Raw genomic sequence first — 17767 nt, 5'->3', positions numbered from 1 at the left:
TTTAGACTTGAAGCCTTCACAGGATATTGGATTATTGTCACTTTTTTCTATTTATTGATATCGGCGTTTTTTATATATTTCCGTTTGGCAAGAACTAATGATAAAGCAAAGTCAAATATCAGATTGCTGCTTTACTCTTTATTAACTTCTTTCATACTTGTTGAATTGATATTAAGATTGTGGGGGGGCATGTATACTCCCATTGAAAAACTAGCCTATTTTGACGGGAAGTATCATTCAATGTTCACAGCACCCAAGAGTTGGCTTAATTTATATGAACCCAACAGTACCCATAGGTTTGCGAGCCCCAATGAGTTTGAATATTACTTCAAATCTAATAGTGACGGCTTGGCAGAAAAAAATGATTTTAAAGAAAAAGCAGAAAGAGAATACCGCATTGTGGGAATAGGGGATTCTTATACCGAGGGAATCGGAACGGATCAGGATTCAACATGGTTAAAATTAGTGGAAAGAAATATCAGGTTGTTAACAGGCAATGTTAATGTGTTTACTATCAACGGTGGTATAGCCGGAAGCGACCCTTTTTATGAATATATTATTTTTGATAAATTACTTTTAAAACACAAACCCAGCCTTTTGCTTTGCGCTATAAATATAAGCGATCTGGGAGATGTCGCTTTCAGGGGCGGTTTTGAAAGGTTTCAGAATGACGGTACTGTAAAATTCACTGATGGGCCCCAATGGGAGTGGTTGTATGGATACTGTCATATTATTAGATTATTTGTACATAAAGTTCTAAATTATAATCTTCAGTTCCTTTCACCTTCACAGCAGAAGGATAAGGAAATTAAAGCCATACAGGATATTAAAAATGTGATTTTGAAATATCAGAAGCTTGCCCTTTTAAATAATTTTCAAATGGTTGTTATACTTCATCCGTGGAAACACGAAGTTGAAACCGGAAAGAGTTTTTTTATTGAAGAAATATCAGGGTTTTGTGAAAACAACAACATTCAGTATCTGGATTTGTTACATTATTACAAGTCTGTTGAAAAAATAAGAGCCAGCAATTCGAATGATTATTTTTGGACAGTGGACGATCACAACAAGCCAAAAGGGTATCAGGCATTTGCCCGTGGTGTAATACAAAAACTAAACGAGATGGGAATTATTGATTCACTAAAAAAATAGAAATAACTGCACTGGATTTATTGTTGCATTACAGATTCACGTAACCATTACATGACAATTTCGGTCAGTGATTATTTCAATAAAAGTTTCTAAGCTGATTAATTAAAGTTTTAAAGGATGCTTTGTTTATTCGTTCCCAATTTGTTTTTTCGGGGAAATTAAAAGAAGAATAATAATCAATGACCTCATTTCGCTGTTTATTGTTAAAGCCAGAAAATGAACAGAATCCGGGTTTGAAAACTGTATTAAAATAAATAGATATTTTTTTTTCGTTTGCAAAATTCACCAAATGCGGAATTTCTTTCCAGTTTTGCTGGACAGGGCATACGGTCAGGTTTGTGTATGTGTTTTTTCTCTCAGCATATTCAATAAAGTACTCCAGGTTCGACATGGTTTTTTCAAAGTTGGCATTAACTCTTATCATTTCAAAGGTTTTTTTATCCAACGAATCCAAGGAAACATTAAAGTAGAATCTTCCCTTTTCCAGTAACATTTTTATCTTATTGCTCAGAATGGTACCATTTGTTTGAATGACCAGTTCGCATTCATTATTTACCTCAGTGAATATCTCCCATAAATCATAAAATACTTTAATCAGAAAAGGCTCTCCCCCGATGAAAAAAGCAGTTTTGAGATGGGGAATGAATTCCCGGATTTCCTCAACAAATTTTTTTCCGTAAAGATTTAAATTATATTGCTTTGTTTGAAGAGTTGTCAGCGCTTTTTGTTTTTTGAATATTGCAGATGAATCACCGCCATTACACATAATGCACTCAAGGTTACATATATTTGACAGGTTAAAATCAAGTCTAGAGGGGTATATTTCATTTGTTGGCACATTATCATAAATTTTGGAAGCCATAATATTAAAATTCCCCATTTTAATGTTCTCGGCGCACGAATTGCAACCCAGAGAAAGATTGTTGGATATAAGTTTTTTTCTTAACCTGTTTATTTTCCTCCCAAACCATATTTCACGAGGGGATCTCTTTGGATATTTTCCCACAACAAATTTCTTATTTGCACAACATGTATAAACATTGCCATTTAAAGAAAAGAATAAGGACCGGAAAGGAGCATGACAAAATATATGTGTCTGAAATGGATCCCTCGTTGCATTGTACTGTTTTAGTAAATCTTTTGGAATTTTTTTCATTTTGTCGTTCTCTTTTAGAATTTTTTGATCATACAAATATAATGACTGACCAAGTAAGATTTGTTTTACAAGGAAACAAAATTGTTTATTATGGCATATTAATTCGAAATATATAATATCCCTGAAAAGTAACGGGTTAGTTATTCTCAAAACACAGTAATATCTCAATAAATTAGGTATATTTGCAAGGATTATCATGTTTTTATATTATAATTGGGAGAATATCTGATTCGTGTAAAATCATAATTTTCTTTAAGCTGGGTTAAAACAACTTTATAATTTTTGTCAAACTCAGGTGATATGATTAACATATGAGCGCATTTAAAATTTTTTTTTTACAAAAGATATATTTGGCCTTTATCAATAAGTTCAAAAATCAGTCTTTTTCTGATCCTATAGTATGCAAAGCGCCATTCCGTAGTATTTTTTTTGATTTTCACGGGAATGCATACCCCTGCTGCGAAAACAAAACCTATTCTTATGGTAAATACCCCAATCAGTCAATTCATGAGATATGGTTTGGTGAAAAAATAAATAAATTCCGGCTACTGATCAAAAAAAGAAATTTAGACCATGGCTGCGTTTCATGCAAGCCTGCTTTAACGCCGGGAAACGGACAGATCACGAAATCCACTTATTATGAATGTGTCCCGGGAACTGAAAAGTATCCTTCACGTATTGAGTTCCAGCTCTCCAACCAGTGCAACCTTGAATGTTTTATGTGCGATTCATATTCTTCATCCGTAATCAGGGGAAAGATCGGATTAAAGCAATATCATAATCCTTACGACGATTCTTTTGTAGAGCAGTTGGAAGAATTTATCCCATTCCTGAAGCAAACACATTTTGTGGGCGGAGAGCCGTTTATGATTCCGGTTTTTTTTAAAATATGGGAAAAGATCATCAGCCTGAACCCGCAATGCGAGATCATAGTGCAGACAAATGCTACTGTGTTTAATGAAAATATAAAATCTCTGCTGGAAAGGGGAAGGTTTTCATTTAACATCTCTATCGACTCACTGAAGAAAGATATGTATGAACGTATAAGGAAAAATGCAAGGTTTGAGGACACAATGGCTCATATATATTATTTTATTGATTACTGCAGGCGAAAAAAAACAGACCTTAAGCTCACTGCCTGCCCCATGCAGCAAAACTGGACGGAAATACCCGACCTGATCAGGTTTTCAAATAAAAACGATATCAAGATTCATTTTCACACAGTACTTTTCCCAGCCAGAGTGTCTTTTTTCGGATGTACCCGAGAAGAATTAAATAACATTTATATTAAATTGTCAGAAGTTAAGATAAACAGCCAGACCATTACTGCGCAATATAATCTTAAATCTTTTAATCATTTGCTGTATCAGTTAAAACATTTTTATACAAATTATGACATAAAAGAAAAATTCAAGCACAAAGATCTTGTTTGAAAAGCATACATATCATACAGGCACTAATCATAACAGAAATTTTGAGTTATTTTACATTTAATTTATGAAAATGAACAGCCTGTGATAAAGAGAACACATTTGTCTCCTTTTTGAAAATGAAAAAAGAACAGAATAAAAATAATCATAAAATTACAGATAATATATATTGCTATGCTCCCTACCGGAGCGTTTATTTTGATTTTTATGGACAGGCTTTTCCTTGTTGCGAAAATAGAAAATATTACTACGGCAAATATCCTAAAGATTCTCTGAATGATATCTGGTTTGGTAACAAGATAAGGCGTTTCCGAACATTGATGAAACGTAAAAAATTGCATAAAGGTTGTGCCACGTGCAGGTATTACCTGAAGAAAGGCAGCCCGGAAAGTATGAAAGCATGGTATTATGGTTTTTTTCCACAGCATGAAACATACCCGACTAAAATAGAATTCCAGCTGGCCAATACCTGCAACCTAGAGTGCTTTATGTGTGACGGGGAATCTTCTTCAATGCTAAGAACAGCTTCCTTGAAACTTCCGCCGTTATCTAACCCATATGATGATGACTTTATAAAACAACTTGAAGATTATATTCCTCATTTGAAACAGGCTCATTTTGTTGGAGGAGAACCATTCATGATCCCTGTCTTTTATAAAATATGGAAAAAAATTATCGAGGTTAATCCTAAATGCCTTCTGATCGTTCAGACCAATGCCACTATACTTAATGATGAAATAGAATCATTAATTGAGAAAGGAAGATTTTTATTCAATATTTCTTTAGATACAGTTGATAAAGAGAAATACGAAAAAATAAGAATCAATGCGAATTTTGAGAAAACAATGAAAAATATCCATTATTTCATTGATTATTGTAACAGAAATAATACCGAACTGACTATTACTGCTTGCCCGATGCAGCAGAACTGGAAAACCTTGCCTGACTTGGTTAATTTTTCAAATACGAATAATGTCAAGCTGTTTTTTCATACGGTTTATTACCCACAAAAGGCCTCTTTATTTGGTATGCCAAACAGAGAATTAAAAATTATACATAAAGTACTTACCAGTATTTACTTGCCAGAAAATTCAGAAATAGAAAAAGAAAATCTCAGAAATTATAATGCTTTGCTTTTGCAGATAGAAAAATTGTATACAAAGAGATCGTTGAAACTTAAATATGCTTTAAAAGAAAAACGAAAAAATATCAAGCTGAATATTAGAAGGCACTTTTCTTTTTTATCCGCATGAAGCTATTATAGAAACAGTATCATTACATTGAAATTATTTATGACATCAATTTTATGAGTTTTTATTTTACTGCTATATGAAAGTCGCATTGATACAATGTCCGGCATGGGTAACAACAGCTCCTCCTTATGCGCTATCACTCTTAGGCAGCGCGCTAAAGAGAGACGGGCATGAAGTAAGGTGTTTTGACCTTAATACAGATATTTATTTAGCGATAAAAAACTCAAAAAATAATAAAACACATATTAATCCAGAATCATGGACAAATTATAAAATTGAAAATGATTTTACAAACACTGATTTTATTAATGAACTTTTTGAGGCCTTTGAGAAAATAATATACGAAGCTATTGACGAGATTTTAAGCTTTAATCCTTGTGTGATTTGTTTTTCCGTTCATGCTACAAGCAATTTGTTTAGTTATGAATTAACCAGGATTATTAAGGGTAAAGTACCTGAAAAAGTCGTTTTCTGGGGAGGGCCTTATTGTTTCGTCAGTTATGAAAACCTTAACCGTATAAGGCAAATTAAACCCGAAATTGATGTGGTATGTTCTGGCGACGGCGAAAGTGACTTGCCTGCATTGCTTACATATTATGAAAATAATGGTAAATTCAAGAATACCAGGGGATATTGGTTCCGGTTAATGATGGATGAAACCGAAAACTATAAAAATGATGTTCCCACCTCAGACATTGATAATATTCCTTTTGCTGATCTGAGTTTTTTTAAACAGGATAATTATTCTTGGGAACATTTGCCGGTAATGATCAGCAGGGGTTGCGTAAACCGTTGTTCTTTCTGTAATGAATGGACCTGCTGGAATAAATACCAGTTCAGGGATCCTGTAAAAGTAGCAGATGAAATCAAATATCAACTGGAAAAAAATCCGCGGATAAAAACCTTTTGGCTGACATGCTCGAATATGGGTGGCAATATTCAGGGGGTAAAGAAATTTTGTGACCTGCTCATACAGGAACAAATACATATTACATGGGATTCTCAGTTGGCTATAAGAAAAGAACTGACGCCTGAATTGTTGAAAAAAATGAAGGAGGCGGGCTGCAATTACCTGCATTATGGGCTTGAGAGCGCCAGCAACCGGGTACTCAGGCTTATGAATAAGGGCTATGAACGAAAATTAGCTGCAAGGGTGCTGATGGATACTGCCAAGGCTAATATTAGTTTTAATTTCAACCTGATTGTCGGGTTTCCTGGCGAAAACACCCTGAATTTCATTGAAACATTATTCTTTGTTAAAAGATTTTTGAGATATGGCATTGCCTCATCTGTTGCTGCTTGTAATATCCCGATTAATTCGGATTTAAACAAGCATTATGAAAAATACAACATCAGTTCGCATGATTCCAGTACATGGCGAACTATAAATAACAGAAATACATATCAAATAAGACAACTCCGGATGTATTTCACAAGACAGTTGTACAATTCAAAAATCATTAATTTATTTCATCTTGCATACAGGTTGTTAAAAAAGAACTCTTTTTTATCTCTCCTTTTTCATTATTTTTCTTATTTTATATTTTTTGCATGGGTCTCCCATGTGTTTTTCATATTAGCTGTAATATCTGTATATAATTCCGCCAAAGCCATCTTCATTAAAAACACAGGTAAAACAAGACATGATGATTCTGAAGAGATAAAAACAATAATTTTATTCGAAATTAATAAAAGAATTAACCCCGAAACAGCGGAACAAATTGTGAGAAAACAAACAAATGAGAATTTAATAATTAATTTAAATAAAATTCTTGATCATTTTAATAATAAAGAGTTATTGGCCCTGTTATATAAAGAAATCGAGGGCATTCCCGCAAAAATTATCATAAGGGAACTAAAAAACAAATCGAATAAAAAGATAATAGAAGAGATAGAAAAAACTTATTTAAAACAAGGTATTGACATGCATAGATATTAGTAAGCGCTATGTTGTTTTTTTCTGTGATTTATTAATTATATAATAAAAAAGATCAGATGCTGAATATTATTGTAATTGATGAAAAAGACAAGATAATTGGTTTTAAGGATAAAATGACCGTGCATAAAACAGGCTTGTTGCATCGTGCATTTTCAGTTTTTATTATGAATTCAAAAAATGAATTGCTTATACAGCAAAGGGCATTGAACAAATATCATTCCGCTGGTCTGTGGTCGAACACATGCTGTAGTCATTTTGTCTCTGAAAAAAATGAAGGTGAGCAAGCGGAGAAAAGATTGAAAGAAGAAATGGGGATTACATCTCAACTGCGATGGATTTTCAACTACAGGTACACCGTGAAACTGGATAATGAACTAACTGAAAACGAAATTGTATACGCCTATTTGGGTTTTTCCGATGAAGTACCGCATCCGGACAAAGAGGAAGTGCACGAATGGAAATATATTCAGATAAGGGCGCTGTTAAAGGATATGAAAAAGCAGCCGGATACTTATACGTACTGGTTTAAATTTGCCATGAGAGAATTTGTCGAAAAATTTAAAAACTTCAATATTGTTTAAGCATAAACATAAGTGGCGTGTTGTTATTACAGCATTTATCATTTTGATGATAATTTCGGCATCGGCTGCCGTTGCTTATAAATGCTATTTATCAAAGGTCCTACTATCCGGCAAATTTGATGTAATCATGGACGGAATGACCGAAACACAGGCTGCCAACATCAAAGTATTTGGGTACTCACCCCGGGAAACAATACTGGTTTTGGATAAACTGCCGGGAAATTCTGTATGGGAATACAAAGGCAACAGGAATTTTTCGAAACTTATGATTTATTCCGGCACGGAAATTCTGATAAAGAAAGTAAAAGTTTTGTATGGTAGCAGAGAAACCACGGCTGAAAACCTTCATTTAAATTCTGATACCGAAGCCGATATTTCCTTAAAATTAAAACCCAGGACTTCTTTTTGGGCAATTGTATGGAATATGTTATCATGGAAAGAAGCCCACTTGGGATTCATTGCTATATTAATAATGCTTTTTATTTATGTAGCTTCCATGTTTATTTTCCTGAAGTACATGCCGGTAAGACGTTTTTACCAAGTGCTCTGGTATTTATTTGTTTTTGTGCTGCTGATTCATATTTTCTTCTACGTATATACAGGCTTTTACTTAAACACTTCGGGTTTGTTTATGATTATCCTGTTTATGCTGCTGGTTTATATACTGATAATGTTCATTAAGCGTTTAGCCCGCTCTCAGAAACATCTGAAGGAGATAAGGTTGAGCATAACAAGCATCGCCTTGCTGCTTTTATTGACAGAAGTCTTGTTTATAATCACCGGGTACAAAAGCACGAGGCTTGAACATGGGTTTCCCGGCTATTATTATTCCCCATACAATACCAAAAACAAAAAATATTTTCACACATGGGACAGCAATCATAAGCTGGTGAACGCCGAATACTGCTATATGCGGATGATAAACACGGAAAAATTATCCGACAGGGAGCACAGTATCATAAAATCTGAAAATGAATTCCGCATCATCGGTGTGGGTGATTCATTTACAGAGGGGGACGGTGCACATGCCGATTCTACCTGGCTGAAATTTCTTGAAAGAGGGCTTATGAAATACCCGATAAGAAAACAACTTACCTTCATGAATGCCGGCGTTTGTGGAAGCGACCCCTTTTATTCATACATTTTAGTAAAGGAAAAACTGATGAAGTATAAACCCGATATGGTTATCCTGCCCGTAAATATATCTGATATAACGGATATTCATATCCGGGGCGGCATAGATCGTTTCAGGCCTGACGGCACTGTTGTGTTCAATAAAGCGCCCTGGTGGGAACCCGTCTATGCTTCCCTGCGTATTTCAAGGCTTTTGTTTGCAGCCTTGGGGTATGATGCATTACTGTGCAGTAAAACCAAAGAGAACTATGAAGCCGATAAAGAGAAAATCATGGAAGCGGTAGTGCTTTTTAATGAGCTGGCAAAAAAGAATGATTTTATTTTTATCGTGGCCTTTCATCCTTTAAAGGGCGAAATAAATTCAAAAATGATGGCACTGGAAGATGTTTGTGAGAAGCTCCACAATAAAATTCCTGACGGGGTTTTGAACATGATGGACTACTTTATTGTGTACGAAGGAATAGGGCCATCAAACAGTTCAGAATATTACTGGACCGAAGACGGCCACCACAATGCAAAAGGATATGAATTGTTTGCCCGAGGTGTTGAATGGAAATTGAAAGAAATGGGAATTATTGATTCACTTATGAAAGAATGAAAAACCGGATAATCCCACATAAAAAATAAACACTGAATGATTATGGAAACATTAAAGGATTTATGGAATTTTATGAAAGTACGGAAAAAATGGTGGTTGCTGCCAATTATCATAGTATTGCTGCTGGTAGGGGTACTTATTGTTTTCGGAAGCGGTTCAGCCATAGCTCCTTTTGTTTACACTTTGTTTTAAACAGCAATGAAAAAGATTCCATCAGAAGCCGTATTAGCCAAAAAAAACACAAACTGAGAGCAGTAAAGTGAAATTATTTAATTCAGAATCCGGCAAACAGCACTTTTGGTTTAAAACGATACTGTTTTCTGTGATTACCGCCCTGGCGATTTTTTTCGGGTACCTTCTGTTAAGATATTCCATGGCGATGTTTATAACGGCAGTGCTGATGATTTTATTTATTATCACATTACTGTGGTACATTTTAAAACTGATTGCAAAAAAAATCAGGCTGTCGCCCGGGAAATATAAAACATTAAAAACAGTATTGATTATTTTCGGATGTATCTGGCTTTGTGCCGAAACAGTCCTGCGTATTGCAGGATTAAATAAAAGTTATAACGAACAAAATGGTTCCTTTTATGTTTCGGGATATAATGTAATTAAAAGTTACATAAATGAAGAACAGCCGGATGTTTATTGCAATAAGCCCAATTCAACATACATGTCAAATGGGAAAGGATTTTTTTTCCCTGTAACAGCAAATAATGATGGATTCCGTGACATTAATCATCCTATTACTAAGGAAGAAAATGAATACCGTATTATCTGCCTGGGAAATTCTTTCACAGAAGGCATAGGCGCACCTTATGATTCCACATGGCCGGCACTGCTGAAGGAAAAGCTGAAAAATAATACTACAAAAAAAATCACTGTTTTAAATGCCGGAATATCATCATCCGATCCGTTTTTTGAATACAAATTGCTCGAAAAAAAACTGTTAAAGTATTCTCCCGATATGGTTTTGCTTGCATTAGGCTCTTCTGATTTTGAATTTTACCGTATGAGAGGCGGCTTTGAGCGATTTACCGGCTCGGGAATAAAATACAGAAAAGCCCCATGGTGGGAAAGATTGTACGCCGTTAGCTATATTTTTCGCTATGCCATTAATAATATTTTACATTACAATAATTTGTTACCCCAAAGCGAAAACCAGAAAATACTCATAGAAGCCGAAAAAGAAATTTCTAAGTGTATAAATAAATATTATGAATTATCACGTAAGAAAAATATTAAACTTGTAATTGTAATTATTGACGATGGGAATCCTTTTTATATCCCAATTATTAAAAAACTAAAAAAAGAAAATATTATACCTGTCTTTGATTTGAGAGATTATAATAATAATATTGCGGGTATTAATCCGGGAAACAGGAGTGGTTTATACTGGGAAACTGACGGGCACTTTAATTCCAAAGGATATAACCTTATGGCAAAAGGCATAGAATGGAATTTAAAACAGGCGGGAATTTTAGATTCACTAAATTTTAATTAAATGTAATTTTTCTGAAATGATTTCGCAGGAAAACAAAATAATACACGGATTATGGATTGGCAAAAAGCTTTCGGCTATGGAATTGTTGTGTATAAAATCATTTATTCGTAATAACCATGAGTTCTGGCTCTGGGCTTATGATGTAATTGAAACACAACTTCCCGACAAGCTTGTTGTTAAGGATGCTTCCAAAATAATACCCCGCGAAAAAGTTTTTTGTTACAGGCATTCGAATCAGTTTGGCCACGGCAAAGGCAGCTATGCGGGCTTTTCCGATATTTTCAGGTATAAACTGCTTTACGAATACGGCGGATGGTGGGTGGATATGGATGTGGTGTGCCTTAAGCCGTTTGATTTTAATGAGCCTTATATTTTCAGAACACATCACGATTTTGCCATGGTCGGGAATATGATGAAATGCCCGCCCCGCAGCGAGCTGATGAAGCTGTGCTTTGATAGGGCTGTACATCTTGTTGATGAAAATAACCGCGACTGGAACCTGCCGATAAAAATCCTGAATGATACTATAAATGAGTTACAGCTCAATAACTACATCAAAGATTTTTCGAACCAGGACAGCTGGCTTATAATTCGTAAGATGTTGTATAAGGATTATGCTGTTCCGGAAAGCTGGTACGCACTGCATCTGGTAAATGAGGAGTGGAGGCGTAACCGTATCAATAAAAATGCAATCCCCTATAAGTCATATATTGGCAAATTACTCAAAACATATGGCTTATTATTGCCTTCACCCGGGACACAACGATTTAAGAATCTACTGCGTGTTGTAATTATCAGAATTTCTTTGCAACAAATACCCGGCCTGATAAATAAATATTTCTGGAAATTTGTAAGGGTTTTTAAAAAAGAAAAAACAAAAAGACCATAATTTTACCGGCAGCTTTTTCCCAGGTACTCCTGATATTTTAAAATAATACGATTACGCCAACAGTATAAAGTCCGTATTTTATCAATTAGTTCACTGCTCACAACAAGCCCGTTTTTATACTTTGTGTTATAAAAGTTAAAAAGTTTTTCTGAGAGTTCTGATGAATTGCCTGTGGAGAAAGTATCGCCGTTTTCATTTTCAAAAATAATATCCCTGTTTGCTCCGGCTGGTGTGCAAATAACATACGTGCCACAAGCCATAGCTTCGAGAGGCGCCACCGACATGGCTTCATAAATTGATGTCTGAACAAAAACACTGGCAGACTGGTATTCTTCCAATATTTGTTCTCTTGTCATCCATCCTTTAAATGTAACATTATTTGTCAGAAAATTGTTTTTAACATACTTCTCCATGTCATTTCTTAATATACCGTCCCCCACAATGATTGCCGTAAAGCGCACTTGTTTTTCTGCCAGTTGCTTCAAAGCACCCAGAAAAGTAAACGGATCTTTTTGCTGAACGAGCCTGCCGGTAAATAAAATTTTAAATGTGCCGGATTTCTTATGTTGCCCGGGTTTGAAAAAATCCATATCACAACCGTTTGGTATTATAATGTTTTTGCTTGTGTCTTTCTCACCAAGAAATTTATCTGCATTTTTTTTCATGTCGGCGTTCAGTAAAAAATTAAATGCCGATGCTTTGCAGATTTTCTTAATACGAAAATAGGTAAGCAAATGATAAAAAAACATTTCTTTAGCAAAGTACCAGGGGATGTCGTGTCCGTGAGAAATTACCGTATAAGGGATGCCGAATCTTTTTTTAAGAAAAAACCCCACTTCTCCTCCGGGCAGTGAGAAATTTGTAAGGCAGACATCTAATTTGTTTTCACAGCAATAAGCAGCAAGGAATTTTTTACTGTGCTTTATCCAGGAAAGCATCTCAAAAACATTGGAACGATAAGTATATTTTCTGGCAGATTTCAGGCGGATGATTTTGAGGTTGTCTTTTTCTTCGTTCTCAGGAAGTTTTTCAAACCAGGTTGTAACAACAGTAATATTATGGCCAAGATATGCCAGCCCTTCAGAAATTTGTTGCGTAATAACCCCGGCTCCTCCGCCTAAGGGCGGATATTCATAATTGAGAACCAGGATTTTCATTTGATATTTTCGATATTGCCTGTATCGTTAATAATGTAAATAGGCCTGTTTTTTGTTTCATTAAAAATTTTTCCGATGTACTCGGCAATAATCCAAATCATAATTAGAAGAAAACCTATCAAAATATAATTAACAACAGCCATCCACTCAAGTAATTTATAAAACTGGTCGTTAATCATATAATTAAAAAACATGTATATCAGAAATCCAATTCCTGAAAAAATGATAAAAAACCCGGCAATCAGGCCAAAACGTATTGGGGCTAAAGAAAAACTTAACAAGCCGTTCATGCCTAGCCTGAACATTTGTAAAAATTTATATCCGGTTTTTCCGTGTATCCTTAACGGGCGTTCATAATCCAATATGGCAAACTGAAATCCGATCCAGGGAACCATCCCCCTCAGGTATCTCGATTTTTCTCGCATTTTGTTGATTTCTGCCAGCGCTTTTTTGCCGAGCAGGCGAAAATCACCCACATTTCCGTGAATTTTGAATTCTGAAAACCAGTAAATAATTTTATAATATAATTTAGCAGTAATAGTTTTAAAGAAGCCGTCTTTTCTTTGTTTTCTTCTTGTATAAACAACTTCATTGCCCTCCTGCCATTTTTTTATCATTTCCGGAATCAGCTCGGGCGGGTCCTGAAAGTCACAATCCATAGTTATTACCGCATCGCCACTGGCATAATCCAACCCTGCGGTTAACGCAGCCTGATGTCCGAAATTTCTTGAAAAATTGACAAATTTAACATTTCTGTTTTCCAGAGACAAATTTTTTATTATTGAGTAAGAGCCATCAGTGCTTCCATCATTTATAAAAACAAATTCAGGCTCTAATCCCGAAGGGGCAATAACTTCCTTAAGTTTATGATACATAGGGATAATATTATCCCCTTCATTGAAAACGGGTAAAATGACGGAAATTTTCATTTTTGTCGTTTATATCAGCAAATATAACAAAATATAATGAAAGTTCAAAGTGTCAATAGATAATATTATTGGGGACATAAATCAGTACTTATTGATTTATTTTTTCTGATATAAACAGGCTTACATTTTCCGCATTAATTCGTTCCTGCAGCATAGTATCGCGGTAACGGATAGTAACGGTATTGTTCTGTAATGTCTCATTGTCAATGGTTATGCAAAAAGGAGTTCCGATAGAATCCTGCCTTCGGTACCTTCTGCCTATGGCGTCTTTTTCATCGTACTGGCACATAAAATTAAGTTTCAGAGAGTCAAAAATACGGCGTGCTTTTTCAGGCATTCCGTCTTTTTTCACGAGGGGAAGCACCGCAACTTTAATGGGAGCCAGAACGGGAGGGATATTCATCATTTCCCTGACAGAACCATCTTCCAGCGTTTCTTCTTTGTAAGAATGGCTTAGGATAGCGAGAAATGTCCGGTCAAGGCCAATAGAGGTTTCAATAACATAAGGAACATAACTTTCATTGGTTTCAGGGTCGAAATACTGCAGCTTTTTTCCAGAATATTTTTGGTGAGCCATCAGGTCAAAATCTGTACGGGAGTGAATGCCTTCTAATTCCTTAAATCCGATAGGGAAATGAAACTCGATATCACAGGCGGCATTGGCATAGTGTGCCAGTTTTTCATGGTTGTGGAAGCGGTATTTTTCTGCGGCTATTCCCAGTGACAGATGCCACTTCATTCTTTCTTCTTTCCAATGCTCATACCATTTTAGTTCTTCTCCGGGGCGTACAAAAAACTGCATTTCCATTTGTTCAAACTCGCGCATGCGGAAAATAAACTGCCGGGCAACAATCTCATTGCGGAAAGCCTTACCGGCCTGGGCAATACCAAAAGGTATTTTCATTCTTCCGCTTTTCATAACATTCAAAAAGTTTACAAATATCCCCTGAGCTGTTTCGGGGCGTAAGTACAAAGCATCGGAATCATCGCTTACCGAACCCATACGGGTTGAAAACATGAGGTTGAATTGCCTAACATCTGTCCAGTTTTTAGACCCGGAAATGGGGCAAACGATACCCAATTCTTCAATCAAAACTTTTATTCCCCCGAAATCATTTTTGTCAAGCATCGAATAAAAACGGGACTTAATATCGTCAATTTTTTTCTGATATTCTGTAACTCGTGGATTGGTCTCACGATATAGTTTTTTATCAAAAGTATCACCAAAACGCTGAGACGCTTTTACAACCTCTTTTTCAATTTTCTCTTCTATTTTGGCAATATAATCTTCTACAAGGACATCAGCACGGTAACGTTTTTTAGAATCTTTATTGTCAATCATAGGGTCATTAAAAGCATCAACATGCCCCGAAGCTTTCCAGATGGCAGGATGCATAAAAATCGCCGAATCAAGGCCAACGATATTTTCATTGTATTGCACCATCCATTTCCACCAATACGCCCTGATGTTGTTTTTCAGTTCTACACCGTATTGCCCGTAATCGTAAACAGCACTGAGCCCGTCATAAATTTCGCTTGACGGAAAAACAAAGCCGTACTCTTTAGCATGTGCAATGATTTTGCGGAATAATTCTTCGTTATTTGCCATGTTGCAAAAGTAACATAAAATTCAGTTTTTATATACGGCATATATATTTTTTGCAAAAAGTTCGCTTAGAAATAGTACTTTTGAAATACTAAGAAATCATTAGTTATGGCTTTATTGAATTCGGTAGTGTCGTGGATTATGAAACAGCGTATGCATCAGATAGAGCTGTTTTTAAAGTATCCTGTTGAAGTACAGAATGACTGCATGCAATGGCTGGTATCTTCTGCAAAAAATACCGAATGGGGCATTAAATATGATTATAAATCAATGATTTCGCAAGAACAGTTTAAAGAAAGGGTTCCGTTGTCTTCTTATGACCAATTGAAACCATATATTGAGCGTTTGCGCAAGGGAGAAAAAAACATATTATGGCCACAGGAAATCAAATGGTTTGCGAAATCATCAGGGACAACGTCTGATAAAAGCAAGTTTATTCCCATGAGTGAAGATGCCATTGAAGAATGTCATTTTAAAGGAGGCAAGGATTTGCTTACACTATACTGCAATAATAACCCCGAAACAAAAATATTTTCAGGAAAAGGGCTTGCCCTTGGTGGCAGTCATGATATGAACGAGTTTAATAATGATGCTTTTTATGGTGATTTGTCAGCCATACTTATACAAAACCTTCCGTTTTGGGCACAATTTATCAGAACCCCCGACCTTTCGGTATCTTTAATGAATGAATGGGAAAGCAAGCTTGAAAAAATTGTCAGATTCACCATAAACGAAAATGTTACTAATTTGTCGGGAGTCCCTTCCTGGATGCTTCTTCTGGTAAGGCGCATACTTGAAATTTCGGGCCGTGACAACCTACTTGAAGTCTGGAACAATCTGGAGTTGTTTGTCCACGGAGGCATAAGCTTTATTCCCTATGCTGAACAATTCAAGAAAATTATTCCTTCAGATAAAATGAATTATATTGAAACCTATAATGCCTCCGAAGGTTTCTTTGGGATACAAGACCGTAACTTTGCGGATGATATGCTTCTGATGCTGGATTACGGTATATTTTATGAGTTTATACCTATGGAGGAATTTCATAAAGAGCATCCTCAAACCAAATCACTTGCTGAGGTAGAAACAGATAAAAATTACGCACTGATTATTTCAACCAATGCAGGTTTGTGGAGGTATATCATCGGCGATACAATAAAATTTACCTCGCTGAATCCTTTCAGGTTTAAAATATCAGGGAGGACTAAGAATTACATAAATGCATTTGGAGAAGAATTAATGATTGACAATGCAGATAAAGCTCTGGATATCGCCTGTAAAAAAACAGGTGCCGTGATAAATGATTATACAGCAGCACCGGTATATTTTGAGGATAATAGCAATGGCACCCATGAATGGTGTATTGAATTTGAAACAGAACCTGCCAGTTTGGATTATTTTGGTGAAGTTTTTGATAATGCATTGAAAGCTGCCAATTCGGATTATGAAGCAAAAAGATATCATGATATGATTTTAAAAAAACCATTACTTCACAATGTGCCTAAAGGGACTTTTTACAATTGGATGAAAAAAAACAACAGGCTGGGGGGGCAATACAAAGTACCCAGGTTATACAACGGGCGAAAATATATTGAAGAGATTTTGAATTTAACGAAACAATGAGAAAATTAGGGATTCTGTTTGTTTTTTTTATGTTGAGCTATATCAACATTGCATTTGCACAAGCTTATAAGCTCGAAAAAATTTTGGCTGTTGAGCAGAAGGCAAGCAGCATGGCAGCCGATAATTTAGGAAATATTTATCTCATCAATGAGGGTACGCTAAAAAAACTTGATGCTAAAGGTAATTTACTATATACTTACACAGAATTTAGCGACGGGCATATTTCCGGAGTTGATGTGAGCGACCCCCTCAAAATAATGATTTTTAATGCAGGTTTTGGTAAAATAAAATACCTTGATAACAAGTTGGCTCTGAAAAAAGATTTCATTTTGCTTTCCGAACTGAATTATCCTAACGCAACACTCATGTCCAACTCTTATGAAAATGGTTTGTGGTTGTATGACCCGCTGACAAATCAAATCATACGTTTTAACAATAAATTACAGCAGGTTCAAAGCAGCGGAAACATTAGTGAAATTGCCCAAACTGATATTTCTCCCGTATCAATGGTTGAGGCAAACAATAATTTATATATATATGCTCCGGAAACAGGAATACTGGTATTTGACCGATATGCTACTTATTTAAAACTCTTACCATTTAAAAACCTATGTTCATTTCAGGTGTTTTTAAAGGATATTTTTTTGGTTGAAGCAAACAAAATAAAAATTTTTAATATCAATACTTTTGAAGAAGCTGTAATTTCCCTGCCGGAAGAATACGAAATAATAAGTGCATTATGCAATAATGAACACATATATATTCTAACAAAAACTCATTTGAATATTTATTCAATAAAGCCTGAATGAGGGT

The 17767-nt window shown here is 35.4% G+C and carries 15 protein-coding genes; 11 read left to right on the top strand and 4 right to left on the bottom strand.

Features of this window, described 5'->3' with window-relative positions; all coding sequences use genetic code 11:
• Nucleotides 1–84: 84 nt before the first annotated feature.
• Nucleotides 85–1152 carry a hypothetical protein gene (locus M0R16_05030; GenBank protein MCK9612245.1) on the top strand — a complete coding sequence of 356 codons (1068 nt, stop codon included), beginning with the start codon at nucleotides 85–87 and terminating at the stop codon, nucleotides 1150–1152.
• A gap of 76 nt (nucleotides 1153–1228) precedes the next feature.
• On the opposite strand, the gene M0R16_05025 is transcribed toward M0R16_05030, so the two are convergent.
• Nucleotides 1229–2308 (bottom strand): radical SAM protein, encoded by a 1080-nt coding sequence (locus M0R16_05025; protein ID MCK9612244.1) that lies wholly within the window; start codon nucleotides 2306–2308, stop codon nucleotides 1229–1231.
• A gap of 350 nt (nucleotides 2309–2658) precedes the next feature.
• On the opposite strand from M0R16_05025, the gene M0R16_05020 reads away from it, so the two are divergent.
• From M0R16_05020 to M0R16_04985, 8 genes are all read left to right on the top strand, one after another.
• Complete coding sequence (locus tag M0R16_05020) at nucleotides 2659–3741, top strand: radical SAM protein (protein MCK9612243.1); 1083 nt, start codon at nucleotides 2659–2661, stop codon at nucleotides 3739–3741.
• Between the two features lie 116 nt (nucleotides 3742–3857).
• Nucleotides 3858–4991, top strand: coding sequence for a radical SAM protein (locus M0R16_05015; protein MCK9612242.1), 1134 nt, complete (start codon nucleotides 3858–3860; stop codon nucleotides 4989–4991).
• 76 nt (nucleotides 4992–5067) lie between these two features.
• Nucleotides 5068–6930 carry a radical SAM protein gene (locus M0R16_05010; GenBank protein ID MCK9612241.1) on the top strand — a complete coding sequence of 621 codons (1863 nt, stop codon included), beginning with the start codon at nucleotides 5068–5070 and terminating at the stop codon, nucleotides 6928–6930.
• A 56-nt stretch (nucleotides 6931–6986) separates the two neighbouring features.
• Nucleotides 6987–7511, top strand: coding sequence for an isopentenyl-diphosphate Delta-isomerase (gene idi, locus M0R16_05005; protein ID MCK9612240.1), 525 nt, complete (start codon nucleotides 6987–6989; stop codon nucleotides 7509–7511).
• Nucleotides 7504–9243, top strand: a complete 1740-nt coding sequence (locus M0R16_05000; GenBank protein MCK9612239.1) for an energy-coupling factor transporter transmembrane protein EcfT — start codon at nucleotides 7504–7506, stop codon at nucleotides 9241–9243. Before idi ends, M0R16_05000 begins: the two co-directional genes overlap by 8 nt.
• Before the next feature lie 42 nt (nucleotides 9244–9285).
• Nucleotides 9286–9435 (top strand): DUF5989 family protein, encoded by a 150-nt coding sequence (locus M0R16_04995; GenBank protein MCK9612238.1) that lies wholly within the window; start codon nucleotides 9286–9288, stop codon nucleotides 9433–9435.
• Nucleotides 9436–9502: 67 nt separating this feature from the next.
• Complete coding sequence (locus M0R16_04990) at nucleotides 9503–10750, top strand: GDSL-type esterase/lipase family protein (protein MCK9612237.1); 1248 nt, start codon at nucleotides 9503–9505, stop codon at nucleotides 10748–10750.
• A gap of 16 nt (nucleotides 10751–10766) precedes the next feature.
• Nucleotides 10767–11639 (top strand): hypothetical protein, encoded by an 873-nt coding sequence (locus tag M0R16_04985; GenBank protein ID MCK9612236.1) that lies wholly within the window; start codon nucleotides 10767–10769, stop codon nucleotides 11637–11639.
• Between the two features lie 2 nt (nucleotides 11640–11641).
• Here M0R16_04985 and M0R16_04980 read toward each other — a convergent pair whose 3' ends face one another.
• The 3 genes from M0R16_04980 to M0R16_04970 all read right to left on the bottom strand — a co-directional run bounded on the left by M0R16_04980 (nucleotide 11642) and on the right by M0R16_04970 (nucleotide 15334).
• Nucleotides 11642–12796: a glycosyltransferase family 4 protein gene (locus tag M0R16_04980; protein ID MCK9612235.1), complete on the bottom strand. Its 1155-nt coding sequence runs from the start codon at nucleotides 12794–12796 to the stop codon at nucleotides 11642–11644.
• Nucleotides 12793–13725, bottom strand: coding sequence for a glycosyltransferase family 2 protein (locus M0R16_04975; protein MCK9612234.1), 933 nt, complete (start codon nucleotides 13723–13725; stop codon nucleotides 12793–12795). Before M0R16_04975 ends, M0R16_04980 begins: the two co-directional genes overlap by 4 nt.
• An 88-nt stretch (nucleotides 13726–13813) precedes the next feature.
• Nucleotides 13814–15334, bottom strand: a complete 1521-nt coding sequence (locus M0R16_04970) for a glycine--tRNA ligase (GenBank protein ID MCK9612233.1) — start codon at nucleotides 15332–15334, stop codon at nucleotides 13814–13816.
• A gap of 105 nt (nucleotides 15335–15439) precedes the next feature.
• Between M0R16_04970 and M0R16_04965 the strand changes: the two genes are divergently transcribed.
• Together M0R16_04965 and M0R16_04960 are read left to right on the top strand one after the other, a co-directional pair.
• A complete protein-coding gene (locus M0R16_04965) occupies nucleotides 15440–16954 on the top strand; it encodes a GH3 auxin-responsive promoter family protein (protein ID MCK9612232.1) in 1515 nt (504 codons plus the stop codon).
• The gene (locus tag M0R16_04960) at nucleotides 16951–17763 is read left to right on the top strand and encodes a hypothetical protein (GenBank protein ID MCK9612231.1); all 813 of its coding nucleotides are present in this window, start codon (nucleotides 16951–16953) and stop codon (nucleotides 17761–17763) included. The genes M0R16_04965 and M0R16_04960 overlap by 4 nt, the downstream gene beginning before the upstream one ends.
• Nucleotides 17764–17767: the final 4 nt, after the last annotated feature.

It is taken from the genome of Bacteroidales bacterium (assembly GCA_023228145.1).
Taxonomy (GTDB): Bacteria; Bacteroidota; Bacteroidia; order Bacteroidales; family CAIWKO01; genus CAIWKO01.
The sequence above is the reverse complement of the archived record's forward strand: the minus strand, read 5'-3'. Positions and strand labels throughout refer to the sequence as shown.